Source organism: Termitidicoccus mucosus (genome assembly GCF_038725785.1).
Taxonomy (GTDB): Bacteria; Verrucomicrobiota; Verrucomicrobiia; order Opitutales; family Opitutaceae; genus Termitidicoccus; species Termitidicoccus mucosus.
Genome location: NZ_CP109796.1, coordinates 7,433,194 through 7,456,402, shown reverse-complemented (window position 1 = coordinate 7,456,402; position 23,209 = coordinate 7,433,194). Strand labels below are relative to the sequence as shown.

13 protein-coding genes are annotated in these 23,209 nt (G+C 62.3%); 5 read left to right on the top strand and 8 right to left on the bottom strand.

Annotated features, from left to right (window positions below; translation table 11 throughout):
• The first annotated feature begins 70 nt into the window (after positions 1 to 70).
• Positions 71 to 1,183 carry a 23S rRNA (adenine(2503)-C(2))-methyltransferase RlmN gene (gene rlmN / locus OH491_RS26105; RefSeq protein WP_068768339.1) on the top strand — a complete coding sequence of 371 codons (1,113 nt, stop codon included), beginning with the start codon at positions 71 to 73 and terminating at the stop codon, positions 1,181 to 1,183.
• Positions 1,184 to 1,408: 225 nt separating this feature from the next.
• On the opposite strand, the gene OH491_RS26100 is transcribed toward rlmN, so the two are convergent.
• On the bottom strand, positions 1,409 to 2,065 hold the full coding sequence (locus OH491_RS26100) for an outer membrane beta-barrel protein (RefSeq protein WP_068768340.1): 657 nt from the start codon (positions 2,063 to 2,065) through the stop codon (positions 1,409 to 1,411).
• A 158-nt stretch (positions 2,066 to 2,223) separates the two neighbouring features.
• On the opposite strand from OH491_RS26100, the gene OH491_RS26095 reads away from it, so the two are divergent.
• The 4 genes from OH491_RS26095 (at position 2,224) to OH491_RS26080 (ending at position 7,501) form a co-directional block, all read left to right on the top strand.
• Positions 2,224 to 2,466: a hypothetical protein gene (locus tag OH491_RS26095; RefSeq protein ID WP_068768341.1), complete on the top strand. Its 243-nt coding sequence runs from the start codon at positions 2,224 to 2,226 to the stop codon at positions 2,464 to 2,466.
• Entirely contained in the window at positions 2,466 to 3,284 is an 819-nt protein-coding gene (locus OH491_RS26090; protein WP_068768342.1) for a hypothetical protein, read from the top strand. Before OH491_RS26095 ends, OH491_RS26090 begins: the two co-directional genes overlap by 1 nt.
• Positions 3,285 to 3,439: 155 nt before the next feature.
• Positions 3,440 to 4,429 carry a hypothetical protein gene (locus OH491_RS26085; RefSeq protein WP_068768343.1) on the top strand — a complete coding sequence of 330 codons (990 nt, stop codon included), beginning with the start codon at positions 3,440 to 3,442 and terminating at the stop codon, positions 4,427 to 4,429.
• Between the two features lie 282 nt (positions 4,430 to 4,711).
• Complete coding sequence (locus tag OH491_RS26080) at positions 4,712 to 7,501, top strand: beta-galactosidase (protein WP_068768344.1); 2,790 nt, start codon at positions 4,712 to 4,714, stop codon at positions 7,499 to 7,501.
• A gap of 7 nt (positions 7,502 to 7,508) precedes the next feature.
• Here the strand turns inward: OH491_RS26080 and OH491_RS26075 are convergent, their stop codons facing one another.
• The 7 genes from OH491_RS26075 to OH491_RS26045 all read right to left on the bottom strand — a co-directional run bounded on the left by OH491_RS26075 (position 7,509) and on the right by OH491_RS26045 (position 23,161).
• Positions 7,509 to 9,077, bottom strand: a complete 1,569-nt coding sequence (locus OH491_RS26075) for a sodium:solute symporter family transporter (protein WP_068768345.1) — start codon at positions 9,075 to 9,077, stop codon at positions 7,509 to 7,511.
• A gap of 85 nt (positions 9,078 to 9,162) precedes the next feature.
• Positions 9,163 to 10,086: a hypothetical protein gene (locus tag OH491_RS26070; RefSeq protein WP_334318954.1), complete on the bottom strand. Its 924-nt coding sequence runs from the start codon at positions 10,084 to 10,086 to the stop codon at positions 9,163 to 9,165.
• A 183-nt stretch (positions 10,087 to 10,269) separates the two neighbouring features.
• A complete protein-coding gene (locus OH491_RS26065; RefSeq protein WP_084441755.1) occupies positions 10,270 to 11,595 on the bottom strand; it encodes a sialidase family protein in 1,326 nt (441 codons plus the stop codon).
• Positions 11,596 to 11,698: 103 nt separating this feature from the next.
• Positions 11,699 to 14,662, bottom strand: coding sequence for a TonB-dependent receptor (locus OH491_RS26060; RefSeq protein ID WP_068768347.1), 2,964 nt, complete (start codon positions 14,660 to 14,662; stop codon positions 11,699 to 11,701).
• Positions 14,663 to 14,805: 143 nt separating this feature from the next.
• Positions 14,806 to 15,489, bottom strand: coding sequence for a LamG-like jellyroll fold domain-containing protein (locus tag OH491_RS26055; RefSeq protein ID WP_068768348.1), 684 nt, complete (start codon positions 15,487 to 15,489; stop codon positions 14,806 to 14,808).
• A 61-nt stretch (positions 15,490 to 15,550) separates the two neighbouring features.
• Positions 15,551 to 16,507: a dihydrodipicolinate synthase family protein gene (locus OH491_RS26050; protein WP_145928463.1), complete on the bottom strand. Its 957-nt coding sequence runs from the start codon at positions 16,505 to 16,507 to the stop codon at positions 15,551 to 15,553.
• Positions 16,508 to 16,558: 51 nt separating this feature from the next.
• Positions 16,559 to 23,161 (bottom strand): autotransporter-associated beta strand repeat-containing protein, encoded by a 6,603-nt coding sequence (locus OH491_RS26045; RefSeq protein WP_342750762.1) that lies wholly within the window; start codon positions 23,159 to 23,161, stop codon positions 16,559 to 16,561.
• Positions 23,162 to 23,209 lie beyond the last annotated feature (48 nt).

The window sequence follows — 23,209 nt, the reverse complement described above, 5'->3', positions numbered from 1 at the left end:
CATCCCTGCCGCCGCTCTTGCCTCGGCCGGGCGCATCTGTCAGCGGTGTGGCCTCCCAGTTCGCAACCGCATGAAATTCACGCCCGAAAAACCAGCGCTCACCGGCGAGACGCTCGATACGCTCGCCGCGCGACTGCGCGAACGCGGCGAACCGGCCTTCCGCGCCAAACAGATTCTTGAATGGGTTTATAAAAAACGAGCCCGAGCCTGGGACGAAATGACCAACCTCTCCAGGCCGCTGCGCGCCTGGCTCGCGGACACTTTCGAGCTCATGCCCGCCTCGCTCGTCCTCGGACGCGAATCAGCCGACGTGACCGACAAGCTCCTGCTCGAACTCCGCGACCGCTCGCTCATCGAGACGGTCATCATCCGCGCGCCGCAGGACGGCGTCGGCCTCGACCACTCGCGCAAGACTATCTGCATCTCCACCCAGGTCGGTTGCGCCATGGCGTGCGCATTCTGCGCCAGCGGGCTCGCGGGGCTGAAGCGCGACCTCGACGCCGGCGAAATCGTCGCGCAGCTCCTGCAAGTCTGCCACCGCGAGGATGCGCGCACGCCGCGCGCGCGGGCCGAACTCGCCTCGTTCGACAACATCGTCGTCATGGGCATGGGCGAACCGCTCGCCAACTACGACGCGCTCATCCGCGCGCTCACCATTGTCAACGCACCGTGGGGGCTCGGTTTCGGCGCGCGCCGCATCACGGTTTCCACCAGCGGCCTGGTCCCGAAAATCCTGCGCCTCGCCGACGAACCGCTCGGTTTCCGGCTCGCCATCTCGCTGCACGGCGCGACCGACGAGGTGCGCGGCAAGATCATGCCCGTCAACAAGGCCTGGCCGCTGGCAAAACTCATTCCCGCCGTGAAGGCGTTTTCCGAAAAGCATGGCCGCATGGTGACGCTCGAATTCATCCTCATCGAGGACCTCAACGACACGCCCGACCAAGCCGAAAAACTCCGCGACATCGCGCTCGATCTCCACGCGCACGTGAATCTTATCCCTTACAACACCGTCGAAGGCCTGCCGTGGAAACGCCCCGGCGTCGCGCGCCAGGAACGTTTCGCCGACGTGCTCCGCGATGCCCGCGTGTCGGTGACGCTGCGCCGCGAAAAAGGCCACGACATCGACGCCGCCTGCGGACAACTCCGCCTGAAGACGGAAAAGGAACGAGAGGCCGCGGCCTGAACGGGGGAGACACTGGGCTGCGTGCCATCAGCCGCCGGCGGCGAGCAACAGCGTGACCGCGGCGGCGATGGCGAAAGGCACGGAGGCTTGCAGGCGGGCGGATGTTTTCGGTGAAGGCCGCACGGAAAACACGATAACGTTTCGGGCATTGGTGAAATGCCAGTGGCTGAATTTTTGACCGCGCGCGTCACAGTTGGGTTTATCGGCCTGTTTTGGGGAGCGCGCCTACCAGTGGCAACTGATGGCGACGCGCACGTTCGGGCGTATATAAACCTCGGATTTGCCGATCTTGTAGTTCTCCGCGCCCGGCAGGCCGCCGTCCTGGTATTCCTTTTCGTTGACCGCGAGCGCGCGCACACCGACATCGACGCCCCAATGTTTGCCGAGTTTCAGGCCGAGGCCGGCGGTCGCGCCGTAAAGGGCGACCCAGTTGGTGTCCTTCAGATCATGGGTGATGCTATTGACGTCCTCGCGCCAGCCCATCCTGTCGCTCATCATGCCGGCGGAGGCTCCGATGAAGAGCGAAACCGGACCGAGACCGAACAGGCAGCGGTAGTTCAGGAGCAGGGGGATTTGCTCCTTTTCCAGACCGGCGGCAGAGTCCTTCGCCTTCACGTAGCCGGCCTCGACCCCAAGGCTGTGCGAGCCGAGAAGCTTGAGACCAACCTCGGCGAAATAGCCGGCGTCCCAGCCGTCCAGTTTGTCCTTCCAGCCTGTCTCGTCGCTGCGAAGACTTTCAATGGCGTTGAGTTTGCTGAAATCAACGCCCGCGCGGATGAAGGGCGAGACGACCGCGCGCGCCGGGACGGCGAGTGCGATGAAAAACAACGGCAAAAGCCGCGCGAGCAGGAGGGTTTTGGTTTTTGTGATTTTGACGGTCATGGGAAAAGAAAGGGATGGATTGCCGCTCCGTGCTTCCGTGATTGTTTTATTGGTTCTTTTTTAGACAAAATGAACAGAATTCTCAGAATTAAATAACATTATAAATAGTGCTGACCCTGATTTGCCTGGCAATACTCCCCGTCACATTCTTGGCCACCATGCCGCTCCAAGCCCTCATTTACCTGCTCCTCATCGGGACGATTGCCGGTGCACTCCACCATTTCCTCGCGCGTGAAAAATCACGCCGCCTCGGACTCGCCGGCAATATCGTCGCCGGCGTGGCCGGCTCGCTCATTGCCGGGATTCTCTATGCCAACCTGGATCCGCGCGTGCTGCAGGTCCTCTTCGGCGCGGCGGGTGCGCTCGCGCTTGTTTATTCGCTGCGTTTGCTCAAACTTTGATGTCTCTCCTCGTACACGCCGCCATGTCCCGCGCCAAAGCCAGCCCCGCCCCCGACCGTCTCCGCATCCTGTTTGCCCTCGCGCTCCTCGCACCGGCATTCCTGCTGTCCGGCTGCGTTTACCTGCGCTTGCTCAAGCTCAAAAAACAACTCAACGACGTCCCCGCCAACTTCCGTGTGAGCACCGCCGAGGGGGTCGATGTGCGCCTGGTCAATCCCATCCTCAAGCCGGGCGACATCCGCTGGCTCGGCATCCACCCTGCTTCCAGCGCGATCGCCGGCGATACCGAAACCTGGCAGGCCCGGTGGGTGAAGGAAGCTCCGCCCGGCTCCGGCGAAACCGTCGTTTACGATCTTGAGGTCGCCATGCGCTTCGACGACGGCAAGCTCGTCCGCGTCAGCATCCCCGAGCGCTACTTCGCCTACATCTCGAAAGACCTCTTTCTCAACCTCCTCCGCTCCACCGGCGAAGCCCAGGTCAACAAGGCCGCCCGCGAGGCCGAGGTGGAAAACACCGCCGAAAAGCCCGGCGAAGCTCCGCCGCCGCCGCCCGGCCTCGAACTCGTCCGCCAGATGCTCGGCCAGCCCACCAGCGAGGCCGTCGATACCGCCGGCAACACCACCTGCCACTACCGCTACACTCCGCAGACCGGGGAATCCGGCGCGAAGCCGATCGAAAGCACTTTCGTGTTCGACGCCGCGACGAAACTCCTGCTCCGTCTCAGCATCAAGCTCCCCACCGGCAAAATCCATTTCAACTTCCCTCAACCTCCGGCCGGAAACCAAAACGACGCGGACGCGGCGCCCGCGCGGAAGTAACGAGTCCCAAGTGGCAAGTTCCAAGTGACAAGTATCAAGTAACAAACAAGTATTCCACCGGGCGCGGCATTGTCCCATGGCGCCGCTGCGAGAGGCGAAAAAACAAACAGATCGCCGGAACCCTCGTTCCGGCCCAAACGTCAGATATCCTTTCCGTGAACACCAAAAAGAACACCCTCATCGTCATTCTCCTCCTGACGACCATTGCCTGCGGCATTCTCGCCTGGACCCAATACCAGCGCGCGGCCGGGCTCGCCGCCGCGTCCCTCTCCGGCGATGACCGCGCCGACCTCATGCGCAAACTCGCCGCCGCCGAAAACCGCATCCGGGACCTCGAAACCGCCCAAGCCAGCCCGTCCGGCCTGCCCGCCGGGGCCGAAAACGAACGTCCGCGCCGCCGCGGTCCCGGCGCCCCGGACGACGCAGCCGGAGGGCCTCGCCGCGACTTCCGCGCGGGGCGCGACGGCTTCCGCGCCATGAACGCCGTGCTCGGCACCCCCGAGGGCGCGCGCCTCATGGCCGCGCAGCAAAAAGCCATGCTCGACAACCGCTACGCCCGGCTCTTCCAAAAACTCAACCTCCCGCCCGACCAACTGGAAAAATTCAAATCCCTCCTTGTCGAAAAGGAAAACGTCATGCGCGACACCATGGGCGCCGCCCGTGACGAGGGGCTCGATTTCCGCTCCAACCGCGACGAACTGCGCACGCTCATGGAGCAATCCAACACCGAGATCGACGCCGCCATCGCGGCCGCCATCGGCCAGGATAATTTCGACGCCTACCAGACTTACCAGCAGACCCAGTCCGAACGCGCCATCGTCTCGCAACTCGACCAGCGCCTCAGCTACGCCGCCACCCCGCTCACGACTGCGCAAAGCGAGCAGCTCACCTCCCTGCTGGCCGCATCCACATCCGCATCCGGCGGGGCGGGCGCTCCTGCGATGGTTTTTGGCATGGGCCCCGGCGGAGCCGTCATGTCCGGCGGCACTCAGCTCACGGACGAGGTCGTCACGCAGGCAGCGGCCTTTCTCAATGCCTCACAAGTCGAGGCGTTGAAGCAGCTCCAGGCCGAGCAGCAAAGCCAGCGCCAGCTCATGCAACTCATGCGCGAGCAGGCCAACGCAAACCGAACCCCGAGCGAATAAATCGCCCCGCCTGCCGAAGCGGCGGTGCTCCCCGCCCGGCATCGGGACAAGCCCTGTTCTTTCCTCTTTATTCTTTATCTTTCCTCTTTCTTCCCGGTCCGTCCCTGACGAAAGAGGAAAGATAAAGAATAAAGAGGAAAGAACCGGGATAACTTCATTTTGAATCGGCCTCCTTACTGTTCACACGCGACAGGCTGGCCAATGGCACTCGCGCGCGGTTGAGTTGTCCGAACAACTCAACCCGAGATGCTCCGTTTCCCATTTCCCCGCGCAAAACGAACCATGCCTCCACCGCGTTTATTCCCGATTGCCGCCCTCGCCGCATTCGCGTCGTCGTCGCTCTTTTTCGCCTTTGCGCGGGCGCAGGATTTTTCCTCCGGACGTTCATCCTCCGGATCCGCTCCGTCGTCAGGCTCCGATTCGCAAGCCATCACCGATGCCTACCGGGCCGCGGAAGACCGCCTGGCCTCGGGCGCGCCCGGTGCCGGCGGCGCGTCCGGAGCGAATGTTACCGCGACCACCTCGGCGACCCCGCCCGCCACGACGCTGCAAACCGGCACGCCGACGAATCCCGAGGGCGATGCCATCGGCGTGACCTCGCGCGGGCTCACGCTCAACGGCACGCCCTGGACGCCGGTCATGGGCGAGTTTCATTACGCGCGTTATCCCGAAAACGAATGGAGGGACGAGTTGTTGAAGATGAAGAGCGGCGGCATCGACATCGTTGCGACCTATGTTTTCTGGATTCACCACGAAGAGATCGAGGGGACGTTTGACTGGAGCGGGCGGCGCGACTTGCGGCGGTTTGTCGAGACCTGCAAGGAACTCGATCTGAAAGTCATCGTGCGCTGCGGCCCGTGGTGCCACGGCGAAGTGCGCAACGGCGGACTTCCCGACTGGCTGCTCGCGTCCGGCTGCCGGGTGCGCTCGGACGACCCGGCCTACATGGAAAAGGCGCGCGTGCTCTACACGCAGATCGCCGCGCAACTCAAAGCGCTGCTCTGGAAGGACGGCGGCCCGGTGGTGGGCATCCAGCTCGAAAACGAATACCGCGGCCCCGCCGAGCATTTGCTCGCGCTGAAACGGATGGCCATCGATGCGGGCATCGACGTGCCGCTCTACACGCGCACCGGCTGGCCCGCCCTCACCAGCCCGATGCCGCCCGGCGAAATCCTGCCGCTGTTCGGCGTGTATGCGGAAGGATTCTGGGACCGCGAAATGACGCCCATGCCAGGAAACTACTGGGCGGGTTTTCGCTTCTCGACCCTGCGCGCGGACAGCAACATCGCCAATGAGGCGCTCGGCCGCGGCGGCGTGACCGACGAGCCGGGCACCGAATCGCATCCCTACCTCACGTGTGAAATCGGCGGAGGAATGATGAGTTCCTATCATCGCCGCATCCTCAATGACCCGCGCGACATCGAGTCCACCACCATCGTGAAGCTCGGCTCCGGCGGCGTCTCCCCCGGCTACTACATGTATCACGGCGGCGAAAATCCCGACGGACGCCTCTCCACGCTCGAGGAAAACCAGTCCGCGCCGACCACGAACTGGAACGACCTGCCGGTCAAAAACTACGACTTCCAGGCCCCGCTGGGCGCCGCCGGACAATTCCGCCCGCACTTCCACCTGCTGCGCCGCCTGCACTTGTTTGTCCACGATTTCGGCTACTTGCTGCCCGGCATGCCGGTCACGCTGCCGGAGCGCCGCCCGCAGGGGAAAGACGACACGCACACGCTGCGCTGGTCGGTGCGCTCGGACGGGCACAGCGGTTTTATCTTCGTCAACAACTACCAGCGGCTCCAGCCGATGCCCGCGCGCGAGGGCGTGCAGTTCGAACTCAACCTCGCCCGCGACCCGCTCAACCCGAACCCCAAGGCCGGCCCAACCAAAATCCCCGTCGCACCTTTCGACGTGCCCGCCGACAGCGCCTTCATCCTCCCCTTCAACATGGCGCTCGGCTACGGCGTCGAGCTCGCCTACGCCACCGCGCAGCCGCTCTGCATGGTCGAGTCGTTCGACGGGAAAATGCGCAACTTTTTCTTTGCCGAAATCCCCGGCATCGTCCCCGAGCTTGCCATCACCGACAACACCATCGACGGCGTGGGCAGCGCGGGCGGACGCCAGCGAAAAGCCGACGGACTCATCCGCATCGTCGGGCTCAAGCCCTCGCAAAAACCCGCGCTCTCGCTCCGCTCGCGCAGCGGCCACGGCATCCGCATCATCGTGCTCAGCCACGCCGATTCGCTCAACCTCTACAAACTCGAATGGGGCGACGAGGATTGCGTGTTTCTCTCGCCCGGCCCCGTGACCATCGCGCCCGACCAGACGCTCGCCGTGCACACCGAAAGCGCGGAGCCGGTGAAGCTGAAAATTCATCCGAGCTTTCCGCAGCTCTTCCCCAAGAAAAAAGGATTTTTGCGCAAGGCCGGGCAGTTCGTGGCCTGGATTTTCCGCGAACCCGGCAGGGAGGGAGCCATCTTCGAAACGCTCACGCTCCCGTCCGACCAGGCGGTTGACGGCAAACCCGCCCGCCTCGCCGCCCGGGCAAAAAAAATCCGCGACGCCGGCCCCGCGCGCGAAATCGCGCTCGGCAACGCGCCGAAACCCGTTCCCGCCGCGCCCTCCGACGCCGACTTCGCGCAGGCCGCCGTGTGGGAAATCGAGCTGCCCCCGGCCTCCGTGCTCGCCGCCGCCGGCACGGCGCCGCTGCTGCGCCTGCACTACGCCGGGGACGTGGCGCGCGTGCGTCTCGGCGAAAAGCTCGTCATGGATGATTTCTACAACGGCCAGCCGCTCGACCTCTCGCTCGACCGGTATCGGCAGGAACTCGCCTCGGGCACGAAGCTGACGGTCTCGATTCTGCCGCTGCGCAAAGACTCCCCCGTTTACATGGCGGACGGCGCCCGGCCTCGTTTCGGGAAAAAAGGCGCGGTCGCGGAGCTGAGCCGCGTCGAGATCGTGCAACGCCACACGCACACCCTTGTCGTCAAGGACGCGGACGATGCCGACGATGACTCCGACGACAAGGACACGGGAAAGACGGAAGACAAAAAAGCGCGCCGCCAGTAGCCTGCGGCTACTCCAGCGGCTTTCCGCTTTGGTCCCACACGGTGAGGTTGGTGAGGTCGCGCGGACGAGGTTTCAGGAAAAGTGACAGCGCCAGCGCGATGCCCAGCGCGAGCAGGTTCCCGAAAATCGACACGTAATACGAGGGCATCGTAAGGGTGAGCGAGGCGGGCAGACGCCCGGAGTTGCCCAGCAGAATCCACGCGGTGAACAGCATGCCGATGATCACGCCCGGCCAGACCGCCGCCGCGTCCACCCTGCGCGTCAGCATGCCCGCGAGAAACACCGAGGGGATGCCGATGGTGAAGACCACGCCGGCCGTCAGCATGAAATCCGTCAGCGTGAGCATGTGCATGTTATATATGATCAGCGCGCCCGCGATCATGAGCGCCGAGATCGCCAGCGAAAGCGCCTTGCCGAGAAACAGGCGCGTGCCGTCCGGGGCGGATTGGTTGATATACTTCGTATAGATGTCGTTAACGGCCACCATGCTGGAGACATTGATGCAGGCGCTGAGCGTGGACATGCCCGCGGCGAACGCCCCCGCGATCACGAGCCCGGCGAGGCCCCCCGAAAGATGCGTCATGATAAAGTGCGGCAGGATGCGCTCGGCTTTATACAAGCCCGACAGCACGCCGCGCGAAACCTCATCGGGATGGTGCAGGAAAAAAACAAACATGCACACGCCGAGGAATTGGAAAAGCCCCCAGACCGGAACGCAGCCCACGCCGAGCACATACATCGAGCGGCGCGCATCGGCCGCGGTGCGCGCGGAGCACCAGCGCTGCACGGTGGACTGGTCGAACTGAAGGTTGAGGAAGCTGATGCAGCCGATAAGAAAAAGCATCAGGACCGACTTGTCGCTGAAGCCTGCGACCCATTTTGTCGGGACGAGTTGTCCGGAGCCGTCCATGTCATAAAAGGAAAACTTATGGTGCGCGGCGGCATCGGAGAAAAATCCGCCCAGTCCTCCAGGGGCATGGACGAATACAAACAAAATGCACACGATGCCGCCGAGGAGCAGGATAAAAGCCTGGATGACGTCGGTCCAGATGACGGCCTTGAGGCCGCCCTTCACGGTGTACAACGCGGTGGCACCGACGATGAGCAGCAATGACAACGTGAACCCCCATCCCGTCATTTCATCGACCAGAAGCGAAAGCAGGTAGGCGATCATGCTGGTACGCAGGAGCTGCATGAGGATGAAGACCACCGCGGCATAGGTGGAAATGGACGGGCCGTAGCGAAGCGCGAGATACTGGTAGGCGGAAGTGATCGTGCCGCGCCGGAAAAACGGCACCAGAAACCACGCGGCCAGCAGCGTGACCACGGGAAACGCCAGATGAGGGACAAAGCGGAGCCATGCGGTCTTGAACGCATCCGCCGGAAAGGCCATGAAGGTCGACGAGCTGATGATCGAGCCGATGAAGCTGATTCCGATGATCACGCCGGAGAATGATTTGCCGGCCAGGAAATACTGGTCGGTGGACTTGTTTTTCCTGCCCACGTAAAGCCCGATGGCTATCTGGCTCACGAAATAGATGACAAGGATGGTGATATCGACAAGACCGAGTTTCATGCAGGTTATATTTTTATATGAGACGCAGGAAGGCGACACAGTTCAGGGGCGGTTCGTTTCATCGTGCTCGAATGTCCTCAATGGCTCACCAGCCGCATTGGGCAAGCAAGGAAATGGCCGTTTCGTAGTCGGTGCCGGGAAAAACATACCGATTGGAGCTGGCTATCAGTCCCGGGTGCCCGGTTTGTCCGGCAATTGCGGGCACACAACGCGGGTTATTGCAGATGATCTTTTTTCCCGCGCCGGCGATGGTTTGATAAATTTCGGGCCAGTGCGACTCGTCAGGCTGTCCGTCCCCCGGCACCCATTGTATCGCCGCCAGGTGGCGGTTTTCCAAGATGAGCGGCAGGTGCGCCCGCTGGCCGATACCATCGAGATGGTAAACCGGAATGGCGAGCTTTTCCCAGGTTTTTTCAAGTTCAGGCAAGGCAAACCGGCTGAACATTTGCGGAGAAATCATATAGCCAAAATCGCATTGGGTCGTGTAGGTGACGGTCGGGCTGAAGTAATCGAGCCAGTTTGTGCAGCCGGGGTTTTCGGGTTGGATAACCTCCTGTATCAACTCAAAGTATTTCCACCAGATGCCATGAATTTCACCAAGGCAGCGTTCCACTTCGCCTGGTGAACCATAAAGGTCCATCAGCAACGCCTCGCTGGTGCGAAGATGCGCGAGCAAATCCAAGTTGCCGCCAAGATCCGTATGGCCGAGCTGAACCTGCCCGCGCCAGCGTTTGTGGGCCGCGCGATATATGTCCAGTATTCTTTGCAAAACTGGATGATCCGGGTCAAATGCGAGGTGGATGTCCTCGATGGGCATGTTTTCCCTGGGCGGATGAAACCATATCCGGCCGCTGGAATCATCCATGCGCGCCCCCATGAAAGCCGCCACGACTCCGGGGCCGAAGCAATCCATGATCACACTGGGAAATGCGGCGCCCAGCCAGGTGCGGCGGGACAGTTCATAGTCTAGCCGCTCGACCAATCCACCCGAGGGGATGGAAAAGTCCAATGCGCAGTCCTGTGAAAGCAAGGGTACCGGCGGCATTGGGCGGTCGGGTGCGGTCGCGTTGTCTATTTGCACACAGACAAGCGGACGATCGGATTCTCCTTTCCACCAGCGATCCCACATCTGGTGAACAGCATCCCATCGGGCAGGGGAAAAATTTATCGGCATAAAGAGTGACGGTTGCGTTTAATAGACCAAATCGCGGAAATTCCTTATCCGGTGGAAGGTAATGAGATTTCCGTTATGGGCGGTTTTGGCGTTTTCGTCTCCGCTGCGGGCAAGGATGACAAGGTCGTCGCCGTCGATATCCATCGAGGCATAGTGACGCGAGCCCTTGTTGCCGGGGCCGGCGGCCACGAGGCCGGCGAAGCACCAATCGACCATGTTTTTGGAGAAATGCAGCACCATGCGCTGGCGTTCGTCATTCGGAAGGCCGAAGCGGTCGGGGGCGAGATATTCGAGACGAGTCATGGAATCCGTGGCCTGCGTGCCCAGGAGCCAGTATAGTTTTGTCTTTTCATCATATAACACATGGAAGCGCATCTGCCCGCCGGGAAACGGCAGAAACAGCATGGTCTGCCCCGAAGGGACGGTCACAAGCGAGGTAATCATGCTGCCATCCGGATTCTCCGTCATTTTGGCAAGGGCGGCATAGCCGGTACCTCCGGTGTGGGTACGCATGAAAAGATGAAACGTGCGGCCGGTGGGATCATACCAATAGTGGGCGGGATCGGTGATTTGAACGATATTGGTTTCAAACCAGCCCATCGGGTGCATCTGGCGGTTCTTGGCGAGGACATTTGTCTTGGGAAAGGTCTGCTCGAAAAAAGGAATGCCAAAGCCGTTAAGTTGGGGTTTGTTCTCTTTAAATCCGGGAATGAGATCGGCAAAGGTAAGCTCGTTTTGGGCCATCACCCACGATTCCCGCTTGGTGAGGTCGTCGATTTCCTTGGCGCGCATGGGCACGGGGGCGAGTTTGCTCCAGAATCCGCCCTCGCCGGGCGTGAGGTGCTCCATGACGAGGTAAACATTTCCCTTTGCATGCCAGACATTGCAGGCCGACTGGTGCCATTCCTGTCCGGCGGTGAGCGCGACTTGCCTGGTCCATGTCTCGCCGTTGTCATCGGAGCGCATGATCTGGAGGTCTCCGGCGTGACCCAAATAATATATGGATTTCCCCGCCTTGAAGAGCCGCCCGTGGGCGATGCCGGCCTTGGCGCGAAGCGTCCAGGTGAGTCCACCGTCGTCGGAGGTGCAGATGCGCGCCCAGAGGTTCCCCATCTTGCGCCATTGATCGCTGCGCTCGTTTGCGCCGACGAGGCGCCCGCCAGGCAGGCGCAGAATGCTGGGTGTGTACAACGGAACGTTTTCCGGATCGGGGGACTTGTCGAAAACGACGTGATCCTGCGCGAGCGCGCGGATGGGCGAGCCGGTGGAAAAACCGAAGGACTGATGTGCTGAAAGGATGAAGGCGAAAAGCGCCAGAATGATTCCGGAGAGTGTGGATTTCATGGATTTTACAGGGTTTGGCGTTGTGGGGGATCGTGCGCGGGCGTTGCGCGCGGATTGGGGTATTGCACAGCAAACGCGGCCTGACGCAAGGTCAGGCACTGTCTCAAAAGCGGCCGGAGATGCCGATGTTAAGGTTGGGGCCATTATAGATCGTGCGGTAGTTCCGGCTCTCCTTGCCGATGTAGTTCACATACGGTTCGTCGGTGATGTTGTTCACAGTCGCGAAAAATTCGATGAACGGTTTTATGCGGAATGAGGCGTTGAGGTCGATCTGGTGACGTCCCTTGCGATACTCAAGGTAGGCGGGATTGTCCGAATAGGTGACGAGTTTGCTATCGGTGTAGTTATAGGCAACGCCGCACCAAAGGCGTTTGTAATGGTAACGCAGGCGGGCATTGAAGGAATTGGGAATGAAGTTGGGCATGTCGTCCGTGGTGCGCGGGACACCGGCGTCATAGGAGGCATCCATGTCCATCCACGTATAGTTAAGGTTAATGCGTAAATCCTTGAATGGCCTGGGCAAAAATGAAAGCTGCTGCTCGTAGGAAATCTCCAGCCCATTGATGGTGGCATCACCGCCGTTCCGATACATGTTTTCAGTGTATCCTTCAAGAAAATCAGGATAGCCGTCATCCGGGCCGATGATTTTTCCCCGGGAGTTGTAAATGAAATCCGAGATCTCCTTCCGGAAGGCACCTATCGAGAAGAGTCCGACGGGTTTGAGATAATATTCCAGAGAAAGATCGAAATTATTGGCATATTCCGGTTGGAGGTCGGGATTGCTTACAGTTACGGTCTGGTTTGTATCATTGTATGAAAATGTGGAGATGAGTTGTCGGGGTGGAGGACGTCCAATGCTGGTTGACCAACTGGCCCGGGCGAGAAAGTTCCTGTGAAATGCATAGGTGAGATGGATGCCGGGAAACACATCAGTATAAGAATTGTGAGTATGTTTTTTCTCCATTCCGTATTCCTTTTCGATGGAACCGGATGGATCGGTGACCTGCTCAACCGTCGAGGACGCGGGCGTCTTGGTGCGCTCCCATGCCTCGCCATCGAATTCGGTGTATTCCATGCGCGCGCCGGCAAGCACGCCGAGCTTGCCAAAGCGAGTCCTGCCCATAAGGTAAGCGGCATAGATGTTTTCCCTGAGATCACGTGTATTGTTGCGCTGATCCTGGAGATAATAGTATTCGTTATGCCACCAGTTGCCCGGATTATCCCGGAGGTCGTCGCTGACGAGGCCGATGTGAAAACGCGGGAGTTCCGTGATGCCGGCGCCGAAACGGGAATCAATTTTTATACTGGGATCGAGAAATTGTGCGACGGCATAATCGGAGGCAAGGCTGCCCGAACCGGCGGCGTTATAGCTGTATTTATAGCGCCATTGGCGGGTGTCCGGGTTTTCGCTCAGTCCGACTTGCTGCCAGGCGAGGCCGGAACTGAGTTGCACGGGCCGGCCGAATAGATCGATGTTTGCCTTGGCATTGATTTTGGCCTCGTAATTGGTGCCGTCGCGGGTGCCCTGGCGGTGATACAGGCGGAAGTCGGTGTAGTTGTCGGCCTTGTAGGGATTAGTCGCGGAGTTCGTGCCGGCATAGGTGTAGGTGGGAAACTCAGCATTGCCTGTGCGGTCCAGCGTGCTGTCGGTGATGTTCCAGAGCTGGGCGATGAGCTGATTGCCGGAGGAGCTGGCATTTCCGCCGCCATCGAGATCAACGCTGCTGTTGGAATAGGTAAAGTCATAATCCAGCTCCAAAAACGAATATTTGTGCTCGCCGCCGATCTGCACGCGAGTCTGGCGGTCGAGGAAACCGAGGTATCCCTGGATGATCTGCATGATGCCGCCGGTGGCGACTGTCGAATAGTCCTCATTATACCCTGGAGCATAGGCGCTGGCGGAGTTGGGATTGGCGCGAAAATCGGTGTTCATGCCCTCCATGCCGGGGGCGGGATCCGTCTTCGCCTGCGAGAACAAGGCGCTGACATAGAAGCGGGTGCTATTTGAGTATTTATAGTCAAAACGCAGCGTGGCGGAGTCGGTGGTGCGGTAATCCGCGCTGTCCTGCGTCTTGAACCGGTAAATATAGGCATTCCCCATGGTGGGCGCATATTCGGTGTCGGTACGGGCGATGCTGTTTGTATATTTGGAATGAAAAAGCTCCAGGGAGACACCAAAGTTGCGAAGTCCCGAGCCGATGCTGAAGATCTGTTTGTAACCGAGGGCGGCAATCGGGCCGAACGGGCTGTCGATGCGGCGCGGCGTATAGTCAAACAGGGACGGCGAGAGCTTGAATCCCGCGCGATAGGTAAACTGGACGTCCTCCTTCATGTTCAGCGTCGTTTTTGTCTTCATGTTTACCGTGCCGCCGAGGGAAGACGCGAACATGTTGGGCGTGGGAGCCTTGATAACCTCCAGTTCCTCGAAAGAGGAGGCGCTGATATTAATGAAGCGAAAACTACGGCTGATCATGCCAAACGAGGTGGCCATCTGAGCGCCATCATAGGTGACGGCATTTCGGCTGGAATCGATGCCACGCACGCTGATGGTGCCTATATCGGGGTCCTCGGTGTTCACGCCGGGCAGGCGGATGAGCAGGTCGCTGGGGTCCTCGTTGGGAAGAAATCCGAACGAGTCGAGGGCCACGACCGTTTTGACATTGTCGGCGTTGCGCTGGCGGGTGATGGCAGCGGCGGCGCCTTCCCGCTCGCCGCTCACCACAAAGGCCTCGAGGCGGTAGACGGGATCGGTAAGCTGCGCATCAATTTCCGGCGCGGGGACATTGGCCGAGACTTCCACGGTGCGTTGAAATGACTCCAGCCCCATGTAGGAGACGGTGATTGTATATAGGCCGTGGGAAAGCACGGAAAACGAGAAACGACCGAGCTCGTCGGTGGCGGCGGTCCTGCCGCCGGGATGCAATTCGATGATGGCATCGCGCAGGAAAAGGCCGGTGGCTTTGTTGCGAACCACGCCGGAGATGCGTCCGGGTGGAGCATCCTGGGCGGTGCTTGCGCCGGCGGAGATCGCGACGAGCACCAGCAGGGCAATAATGCGGGAGATCATGGTGATGGTTGTTTTATAATAACCGCGAAGAACACAAAGGGATGAGGTCAACAGGAGCGGGCGCAAAGGACGCGGAGGACGAAACGGCGCGGGTTCTGTTTCCCCGGGTGCAACCCCCGTGTCTTTTGCGGTTGGGCAAGGGGTCATTTTACCTCGGCGGGAGGGGAGGCGTGAAGCGATTGAATTTGGGCCATGTCCAGTGCCGCGGGATATAGGCGGGGCTGGAGAATCACTCCTTGCAGTCGTCGCTGTTTTTGAAAATTACCGAAGACTATATTTTGTATTTTGTCCTGAACGGGGGCGTCCGCGGGAGTGCGGGTCATGATGTCGCCGTTCATATAAAAGGCGCCTTTGCCTCCGGATTTGGCATAGGCGAGAAAATACCATGTCTCGGGTTCCGCGATGGGGCGCACGCCGGCGAGCATCTTCCATTTGCCCTCGTTCAGGGCGGTAACGGAAAACCGTCCGCCGTGGACTCGCAGCGTGGTGCGCTGGTCATCCCAGTCAGGCGAGGAGAGATCGATGAGCGTCACGGGGGCGTCGGGGGTGAACCCGGTCTCCCGCAGGGCGGGCGTGTCGTCGAGTCTCACCCAAAACGTGAGGGTATAATTGTCACCGAAAGCCTTGGGCAGATTCACGGGGGCGAGATAGGCTTTTTGTTTGAGAGTGAGTTTTGCGATCTGACCATCTTTCTGGAACACAACGGCGGGATCAGCCTTCGGAATTTCGAGAGGGAGCGGCGCAGGGAGGGGTTGCGCGGAAAGCGAAGCCATTCCGAAGAGAAACGCGGCGGCGAGGAGTGGGCGGGCGGGGATGTGTGTTTTCATGGCGGGTATGGGTTGGGATGGAGGGTGGCGGGATCTGCGGCGGGCATCGCAAGCGAAGCCCCTACATGGAGGCAAAGGGCGACGGGATGTTTAAGATTTCCTCCCACTGGCGGACGGCGGCATGAAAGGCGCGGAGTGCATCGATGTCGGCGGAATCAATGGGGATGTCCGGGAGACGGGATGACGTGGTCATGGGAAGCCCGTGGAGCCGAAGGTAGGTTTTGACCGAGGCGGGATATTTGTTGTCCACGGCGGGACTGGATTGGTTGAGGAAGGCCTGGAGCGCCCCGGCGCGCTCGGGTTGCGCGGCGAAGTGTTTGCAGAGCCACGAATAGAGGTGCGGTATGGCGTTGGCGCCGCAACCGCTGAAGCCGTGGCCGCCTGCGAGCATGCTGGGAAGAAGCGTGGCGGTGTGCGCATTGTAGAAGCGGAGCGGCGTGCCGGAGAGGACGGCGAGCTTGGCCTCGATTTGCGTCATGTCGCAGCAGGTGTCTTTCAAAAAATGGAAACGGCCGGTTTGCGCCGCCCAACGGGTGAGGGCGGGAGTGAGGAGGCGTTTGTAAGGCAGGGGGCATTCGTAGAGGCCGAGCGCCACCTCGGGGCGGATGCGCAGGAGCGCGGTCTCGGCGGCGGCCTGCCATGCCTCGGGCAGGGCATCCTGGCGGGCGAATTGGTTGGTGAGCAGGATCACGGCATCCACGCCGGTATCGGCCAGACGATTGACCGCCTCGGCAGTCTGGGCGGGCGTGTCGCCAAAGGCCCCGGACGCGATCACACGCGCGCGGCCGGCCGTGCGCCGGACGGTGCGGCGCGCGAGTTCCAGGCGCTCATCGGCGTCGAGCTGGAAAATGTCGCTAGACAGGCAGACGGCGAAGAGTCCTTCGACCTCGGCGGCGAGATACCAGTCGACCAGACGGTCGAAGGCAGGCCAGTCGATGCGTTTTTGCGCATCGAAGGGCGTGAGCATGACCGGCCAGGCGCCGGCGGTGTGGAGTGCGGGTTGGAGGGAAGCAGACATGAAAGATGCGGAGATGTTTTGCAAAGAATGCGGCCGTATGGGCGGAGGCACTCACCAAGCATAGCGGAGGGTGCCATTAAGGGAGTGGCGCTGGCGTCCGGAGGCGGATTCGTAGTCGTAGCCGAGTCCGAGGCAGAGCGAGTCAGTGAAGGCGGCGCGCAGGCCGAGACCTAGCACGAGGCTGCCGCTGGAGTAGCCGCCGGCTGTCACTGCGAAAGAATTGAGAGGGTCGCTGGCGAAAGCCATGTCAACCGAACCGGTGTTGCCGCGCAGGGTTTGCTGCCAGCCAAGGCGCGCGTCGAGAAACGCGGGGCGGTTCCACGGAAGGGTGAACCCATGGGCGACCTTCATGCCCAGCACGCTGAGGACGCGGTCTTGGTTGAAACCGGACACGCGCATTGCGCCCGGGCCGCTTTCTTCATAGTCGTCGACGCGCACATCGATACAGTGCAACGCGGCGGTCGGGCTGAGGGAGCCTCCCGCCCATTCAAACAAGCGGAAACCGATCTCCCCGCCCGCCGCGAAATAATCCCCATCGTAGCTGCCATAGGCGCGGCCGGTCTGCTCGTCGCGCGTGCTTTGGGTCTGGAGCAGACCGAAGGCGGCGTCGGCGGCGAGGTGGAAGCGTCCGAGTTTGAGCGCGGCGTAAACCCCGCCGAGCTGGTGGTCGGCGTCGGTGGCCGCGCCGTTGAAGGTGTCGAGAGCACTGGTGGCAAAACCGCCCCAAAGACCGAGCAGCAGGCGCTCGCCGAAAACCCGGTCGCAGCCGACCGCCATGCCGTAACTCCAATCCTTAAAGCCGGGCTGCGCGGCAGTCTGCTCGTAGTCGGCGCTGGAACCAAAGCCGCGCGTCCAGAATCCGCATGCAGGGTCGCCGGACTGCCGGGAGATGAGCGGATCGGCCAGCGACTCGCTCATGCGGCCATAAATGGTGCCGAGCGAGGCGAGCACGGTGTCGAAGACCATCGCGGCATCCTTGGCGGGATGGGCGGCAGTGTCCATGACGTCGAACACGAGCGACTGCCCGGCGCGCGAGACGACGACACGCTTGCCGTGCTGGTAGGGCGCATAATCGGGGATATTGCTGGCGTTGTCGCTGAGTAGTGAGCGGGCGGATACAAAGGTGTAACGACCGGACGCGATCGAGCCGTCGGCCAGGCCGACGCTGGCATGGTTCGCAAATGAAACGGTGCCCGAGGCGGAAGTAAGCGCGGAAGAGGCGGAGGAAAACAACAGCGCGCCGCCGTCCATTGTCAGGCCGGCCACCGCGACGGAGACGGCGCCGATCTCGAGCGCGCCGCCGTCGCGGACGCTGACGCTGCCGGAGCCGCCGCCGAACGCCCCGGCGGCGTTGACCCGCACATACGAGCGGCCGGAGATGGCGAAGGCTGCGATGTTGGCGTAGGCGCGGTCAAGGTTGATGGCGCTGTCCACAAACGCGAGTGTGCCGCGGCGCGAGCCACCGGTATTGATGGCCCGGTCGAGATTGCCGCTGGCGCCGTTGAATTCGAGCGTGGTCCCGGCGGCGATAGTCACCTCGCCGGAGCCGAGCGCATCGAGACGCGAGGCGCGAAGCGTGCCGCCGGAGATGACGGTGTCGCCGTGGGTGCTGGAGCCGCCGAGCGTGAGCGCGCCGGAGCCGGTTTTGGTGAGCGTGGCGGCTGCGGTGGCGTTGATGCCGCCCGCGAAAACCGTGTCAACGCCCTCATCGCTATCGAGCGTGAGCGAGCCGGCCGCGCCAAGATCGATGGCGCTGCCGGCCGCGCCGGAGAGATTGCGCAAAGTCTGGTTCTGGCCACCGGCATCGAGCGTGGTGTTTTCCGCCAGCGTGACGGACGCGCTGTTTGCGAGCGCATCGGCATGGATGAGCTTCAACGCGCCGCGCGAAACCGTGGTCGCGCCGGTGAAACCGATGCTGCCGGACAGTGTGATCGTGCCCGACGCACGCACATCAATGCCCCCTGCGCCGCCGAGACCGGCGGTGAGCGTGGATGTGTCGGCACCGGCATTATCGAGGATGAGCGATTGGCCGGAAAGGATGTCGAGCGCGGTGATGCCGTAGCTGAGATGCACGCCGTCGGCCTGCGCGGTGGCGTTGTAATTGTAGGTGGCGGTGGCAGCCTTGGCCCCGTTTTGCGTGACATCGACGAACAGGGGCGAGGCGATCGTGGTGCCGTCGAGCCGCGTCACGGCCAGGACTTCGCCGATGCCGGTGACGTTTTCCGCGTCGATGAGTTTTATGCCGGTGGAGAGGCCCAAGTCGAAGAGGTTGGCGGAGTCGGGCGAGGCGGGAGGATTGACAATTGGGTTCGGGATGTCGGGACCGTCAAGGTTGGCCGCGATGGTGCTGCCGGCTGTGACGGTGAGATGCGCGACGGCGAGCGGCGTGGCATGGTCCGCGCCGAGCGTGACGCGCACGGAACCGCCGTCGAGAGCGAGGGCGTTGAGCGTGCCGGTGGCGGTGACATCGGCCAGACCGCCGGAGTGGATTGCGAGCGTGCCGGACGAACTTGCGCCGAGCAGCGCATAGGCGTTTTCATCGACGGCGAGGGTGCCGCGATCCAGCGCGATGTTGCCGGACCAGGCTCCGCCAGCGGCGGTTTGCGCGAAGCCGATCCTGCCGGTGCCGGAGGAGAGCGTGATGTCCAGCGTGCCGCTGCCGTCGAGCCGGCGGGCGAAAATCATGTCGCCGGCTGCGGCTTGGTTGATGGCGAACGTGGCACCGGCGGCGATGGTCGCGGCGGCGGTCGCGGAAGTGCCGATGCTGTCGGCGGAGGTGAAGGCAAGCATGCCCTCGGCGATGGTGAGCGCGGAGTGGAAGGCGGTGCTTGAACCGGAAAGGGTAAGCGTGCCGCCGCCGGTTTTCGTGAACACGCCGGCGGCATCCCCGCTAAGCGTGCCGGAAAGCGTGGCGGCATGGGTGCCGGTGTCGAACGTGACCGCGTGCGCGCCTATCGCGATGGCGTTGCCCACGGAGAGCGCATCGGCGTCGAAACGCACGGTGGCCGCGTCGGCTTCGAGGACGAGCGCGCCGGCGCCAAGGGCGTGGTCGTGCGCGAAGGCGAGGGTGCCGGCGGCGAGCCGGGTGCCGCCGGCATGGGCGTTGGAGCCGGTGAGCGCAAGCACGCCCGCGCCGGTTTTGGAGAGAACGCCGGAGCCGTTGATGCTGCCTGCGAGCGTGGCGGTCGCAGAAGCGTCGAGCACATCAAGGACGAGCGTGGCGTCCGGGGCGATGCCGGCTGAGTTTTCCAGCCGGAAACCCAGTGTGCCCGCGGTGCGAAGCGTGGTGTCCGTGCCTGTGACGAGAAGCGGGCCGCCACCGAGCGTGGTGTCGGCTCCGAGGGCGAGGATGCCGCCGCCGAAATCGACGCCGTCTCTGAAGTCGTTGGCACCGTTGTCGAGCGTGAGCGTGCCCGCTCCGGTTTTGATGAGTTTTCCAGTCGGGGCGGCGAGAACAGTGCCTACGGCGCTGGTTTTGTCGGCAACGATGCGGCCGCCGTCGAACACATAGTCGGCGGTGCCGCTGACTTCCATGCCGGAAACCGTCACGCCGGCAGCCTGAACCGTGATGACACGGTTCGCCGCGTTGGGAGCGTCGGTGCTGCCGTCAAATACAAGGGTGTCGCCGCGCGCGAAGCGCCGGTCGTCTTCGTTCCAGTTTTCCGCGGAGGAGTTGATCTCGGCGCCGTTCGCGCCGGTCCAGGTGCGCAACGCGCTCTCGCCCGATTCGGTGACGAGCTTGAGATAGCCGGTTTCGGTGGTGTCGAAGGATGCCTGCTGGCGTCCGCCGGGAACAATCATTGCTCCCTCGATGAGGATGGTGGTGGTCACATCGGCGCCCAACGCGGCCAGTCCGTTGCCGAGGTTGAATGCGCCGATCTCGTAGGTGGTCAGGTCGATGGTATTGCCGCCGCCGTTGGTGAGCGCGCCGGCGACGTCGAGCCGGTCGCTGGCGTTGCCGGCGAAAAGATCGTAGGTGAGTGTCACACCTGTGAGGCTCGCCGCGCCGTTCACGGTCAGGGTCTGTTCGGTCACACCGCTTTGATCACCGATTCGGATGACGGAATTGTTTTCCGCTGTGAGCGCCGCGATTGCACCCACAGCGCCGAGGGTGGTGTTGGTCTTCAGCGTGAGCCCGGAATGGGTGAGCCCGCTGGAGAGCAGAAGCGTTCCGGCGTTGACTGTGGCGAGGCCGGTGAAGCTCGCGCTGGCAGTGCCGAGCGCGAGGGTGCCGGTGCCGTTTTTCACGAGACCGCCCGCGCCGGAGATTTCGCCATCGAAGGCGCTGTCCGCGATGTCATTGAGCGTGAGCGTGCCGGTGCCCAGCAACAGCGTGCCCGAGCCGATGAGTCCCTTGATCGTTTGATTATGGTTGTTGGCGTCAAAGACCGCGCCGGCGCCGATGGCGAGCACGCGGCTGTTGGCGAGGATGTTTTCCGTCTCCGCGCGCAATGTGCCCTCGGCCACCGTGGTTGCGCCCCAGTGCTCCGCCGCCGAGGCCAGCGTGAAGGTCGCGCTGCCAGTCTTGGTGAACAGCCCTCCTGTGGTAGAATAGCTGGTAATCGCACCGCCGAACGTGGTGTCCATGCTGCTCGCGACGGTCAACTCTCCCGAGGTCATGACGATCAGACCGGATCCACCGAGGTTTTGTAATGTGTGCGGCTGGCCCCAAAGCTGAATCGTGCCGCTCGCGCCGAGGTTGACCGCGCCGCTGGCATCAATCGCACCGGCTGCCTGGAGCCGCAGAAGCCCTCCATTGACCGTCGTCGTTCCCGTATAGGTGCCGACGCCGTCCAGGGCCAAAACGCCGTCGCCGGTTTTGGCGAGGCCACCCGCCCCGGAGATGATACCGCTGTAAACGTTGTCGGCGGTGCTGTTGCTCACCGTGAGCGTGGCCGCGCCGAGCGTGAGCGAGCCCGAGCCGGTCAGGTTCTTGAAAGACTGGTCGTGCCCATCCGCGTCGAATACGGCCCCGTTCGCGATGGACAGCGTGCTGCTGCCGGCCAGCACATCGGTCGCGCCGGCACGCAGCGTGCCGGCATTGATGATGGTCGCCCCATAATAACTGTTGCTGGGCGCGGCCAGCGTGAAGGTCGCGCCGCCGCTTTTGGTGATCGCACCGGCGGTGGTGACATTGCTGGTGATGGCACCGGAAAACGCGGTGTCAGCAGTGCTTGCCACGGCGAGGCTGCCGGCTCCCATCACGATCAGGCCCGCTCCGTCGAGATTTTGCAGGGTTTGGTTGAGTCCCCAAGTATTAATCGTGCCGCTCGCGCCCACAGTGACGGCGCTGCTGGCATTGATCGCGCCCGCGGTTTGCAGCCGGAGGACGCCGCCTTCGACCACGGTGGCGCCCGTGTAGGTGTTGACCGCGCGCAACGCGAGCGTGTTGGCACCCGTTTTGGTGATCCCGCCCGCGCCGCCCATCACGGAAAGGACGCTCGTCGCATAGTCGCCGCCGAGCGCCACGGTGTCGATTTGCGAGGTGTCGAATGTCACGCCGCCCGAACCGAGGTTGATGCGGTTGGTGGCGGCGGTGTTGAAGCCGGTGATGAAATTATCCAGCCTCGTTCGCAGCTGCGCTTGCGTGGGGACAACCGTCGCGCCGGCGGCGGCGGTGGACACGACGATGGTGACACCGTCGAGGTTCAATTCGGCCCGGACATCGTTCCGCGTCCTGATGTTGGTGGTGACGAGCGTCCCGCCGTTGAGGTTGGCGATGCCGCCTTTGTAAGTGGCGTTATTGCCCGCGAAAAGGAGGCCTGCGTAATTGGCATCATTCCCCCGGGCATCGCCCAGCGCGACCACGGTGCCGCTCGTGAGCGTGAACACCGAGTCGTTCGGGTCCGAGGCCGCCGTGAGCATGCCGATCACGATGCCGAAACCGCGCCGCCACTCGTTGGCGAGTTCCGAGTAACCGACGTGCACAACTCCGCCATCGACCTCCAGCGTGCCGCCGTCGATGGCTATGCGGGAAAGGCCCGAAAACGCGCCGCCGATGGAGCCGAGATCCTTGCCCACTCCTGCGTAAAGCGATCCCGCGCCAAACGCTATTTTCGAACCGTTTTTGATCACCAGACGGGTGTTGTCACTATTGTTGCGCAGCCACGCGCCGGCTTTGAGCACCATTGCGCCGCCGCCGCCGATCGTAAGGCCCGCGTTGGCGGTGGCCGCGCCGCCGTTATCATAGGAAGATGCGACCCCGATCCAGTTTCCGTCGCCTCCCAAGGTGAGCAGTGCGGAAGGAGCGAGGTTGAAAAGCAGACGCGAATGCTGCCCGTCGAGCAGGCCGGTGGAACCAGTCTGGCCTAGGATCGTATAGCGACTGTCGGCGGCGAAAAAGAGGGTCTGATTGTAGTTCCCGTCTCCAAAATAGCTTGTGTCACTCTTGGTCAGCGTGCCGCCGCCCATGAAGTTAAAGGTGTCACTGCCCGCGCCGCCGAGCGGGTTGGCGCTGGTACCGAATGCGGATGCGTTCATCGCGCTGGAACTCCACCAGTTTACGCCGGTGCTGCTCCACACTCCATCGCCGCCCGATGCCGCGCCTTCCTGGGTGCCATCCGGTGTCCATTCATAAACGGCCCCCATGAGCGCATGACAGGCGGCCACGCCAACGCACAGCGAAAAACGAAAAAGCGACAAGGGTGTTTTCATAAGGCAACCGGGGACGATGGGATGATTTGCGGGGAAGGGGAAAATACC

What these genes read in the sequence shown, in the direction of transcription:
- rlmN (WP_068768339.1), top strand. Translation starts at nt 71, where the DNA reads ATGAAATTCACGCCCGAAAAACCAGCGCTCACCGGCGAGACGCTCGAT.
- OH491_RS26080 (WP_068768344.1), top strand. Translation starts at nt 4,712, where the DNA reads ATGCCTCCACCGCGTTTATTCCCGATTGCCGCCCTCGCCGCATTCGCG.
- OH491_RS26095 (WP_068768341.1), top strand. Translation starts at nt 2,224, where the DNA reads ATGCCGCTCCAAGCCCTCATTTACCTGCTCCTCATCGGGACGATTGCC.
- OH491_RS26090 (WP_068768342.1), top strand. Translation starts at nt 2,466, where the DNA reads ATGTCTCTCCTCGTACACGCCGCCATGTCCCGCGCCAAAGCCAGCCCC.
- OH491_RS26065 (WP_084441755.1), bottom strand. Translation starts at nt 11,595, where the DNA reads ATGAAATCCACACTCTCCGGAATCATTCTGGCGCTTTTCGCCTTCATC.
- OH491_RS26055 (WP_068768348.1), bottom strand. Translation starts at nt 15,489, where the DNA reads ATGAAAACACACATCCCCGCCCGCCCACTCCTCGCCGCCGCGTTTCTC.
- OH491_RS26075 (WP_068768345.1), bottom strand. Translation starts at nt 9,077, where the DNA reads ATGAAACTCGGTCTTGTCGATATCACCATCCTTGTCATCTATTTCGTG.
- OH491_RS26045 (WP_342750762.1), bottom strand. Translation starts at nt 23,161, where the DNA reads ATGAAAACACCCTTGTCGCTTTTTCGTTTTTCGCTGTGCGTTGGCGTG.
- OH491_RS26100 (WP_068768340.1), bottom strand. Translation starts at nt 2,065, where the DNA reads ATGACCGTCAAAATCACAAAAACCAAAACCCTCCTGCTCGCGCGGCTT.
- OH491_RS26050 (WP_145928463.1), bottom strand. Translation starts at nt 16,507, where the DNA reads ATGTCTGCTTCCCTCCAACCCGCACTCCACACCGCCGGCGCCTGGCCG.
- OH491_RS26060 (WP_068768347.1), bottom strand. Translation starts at nt 14,662, where the DNA reads ATGATCTCCCGCATTATTGCCCTGCTGGTGCTCGTCGCGATCTCCGCC.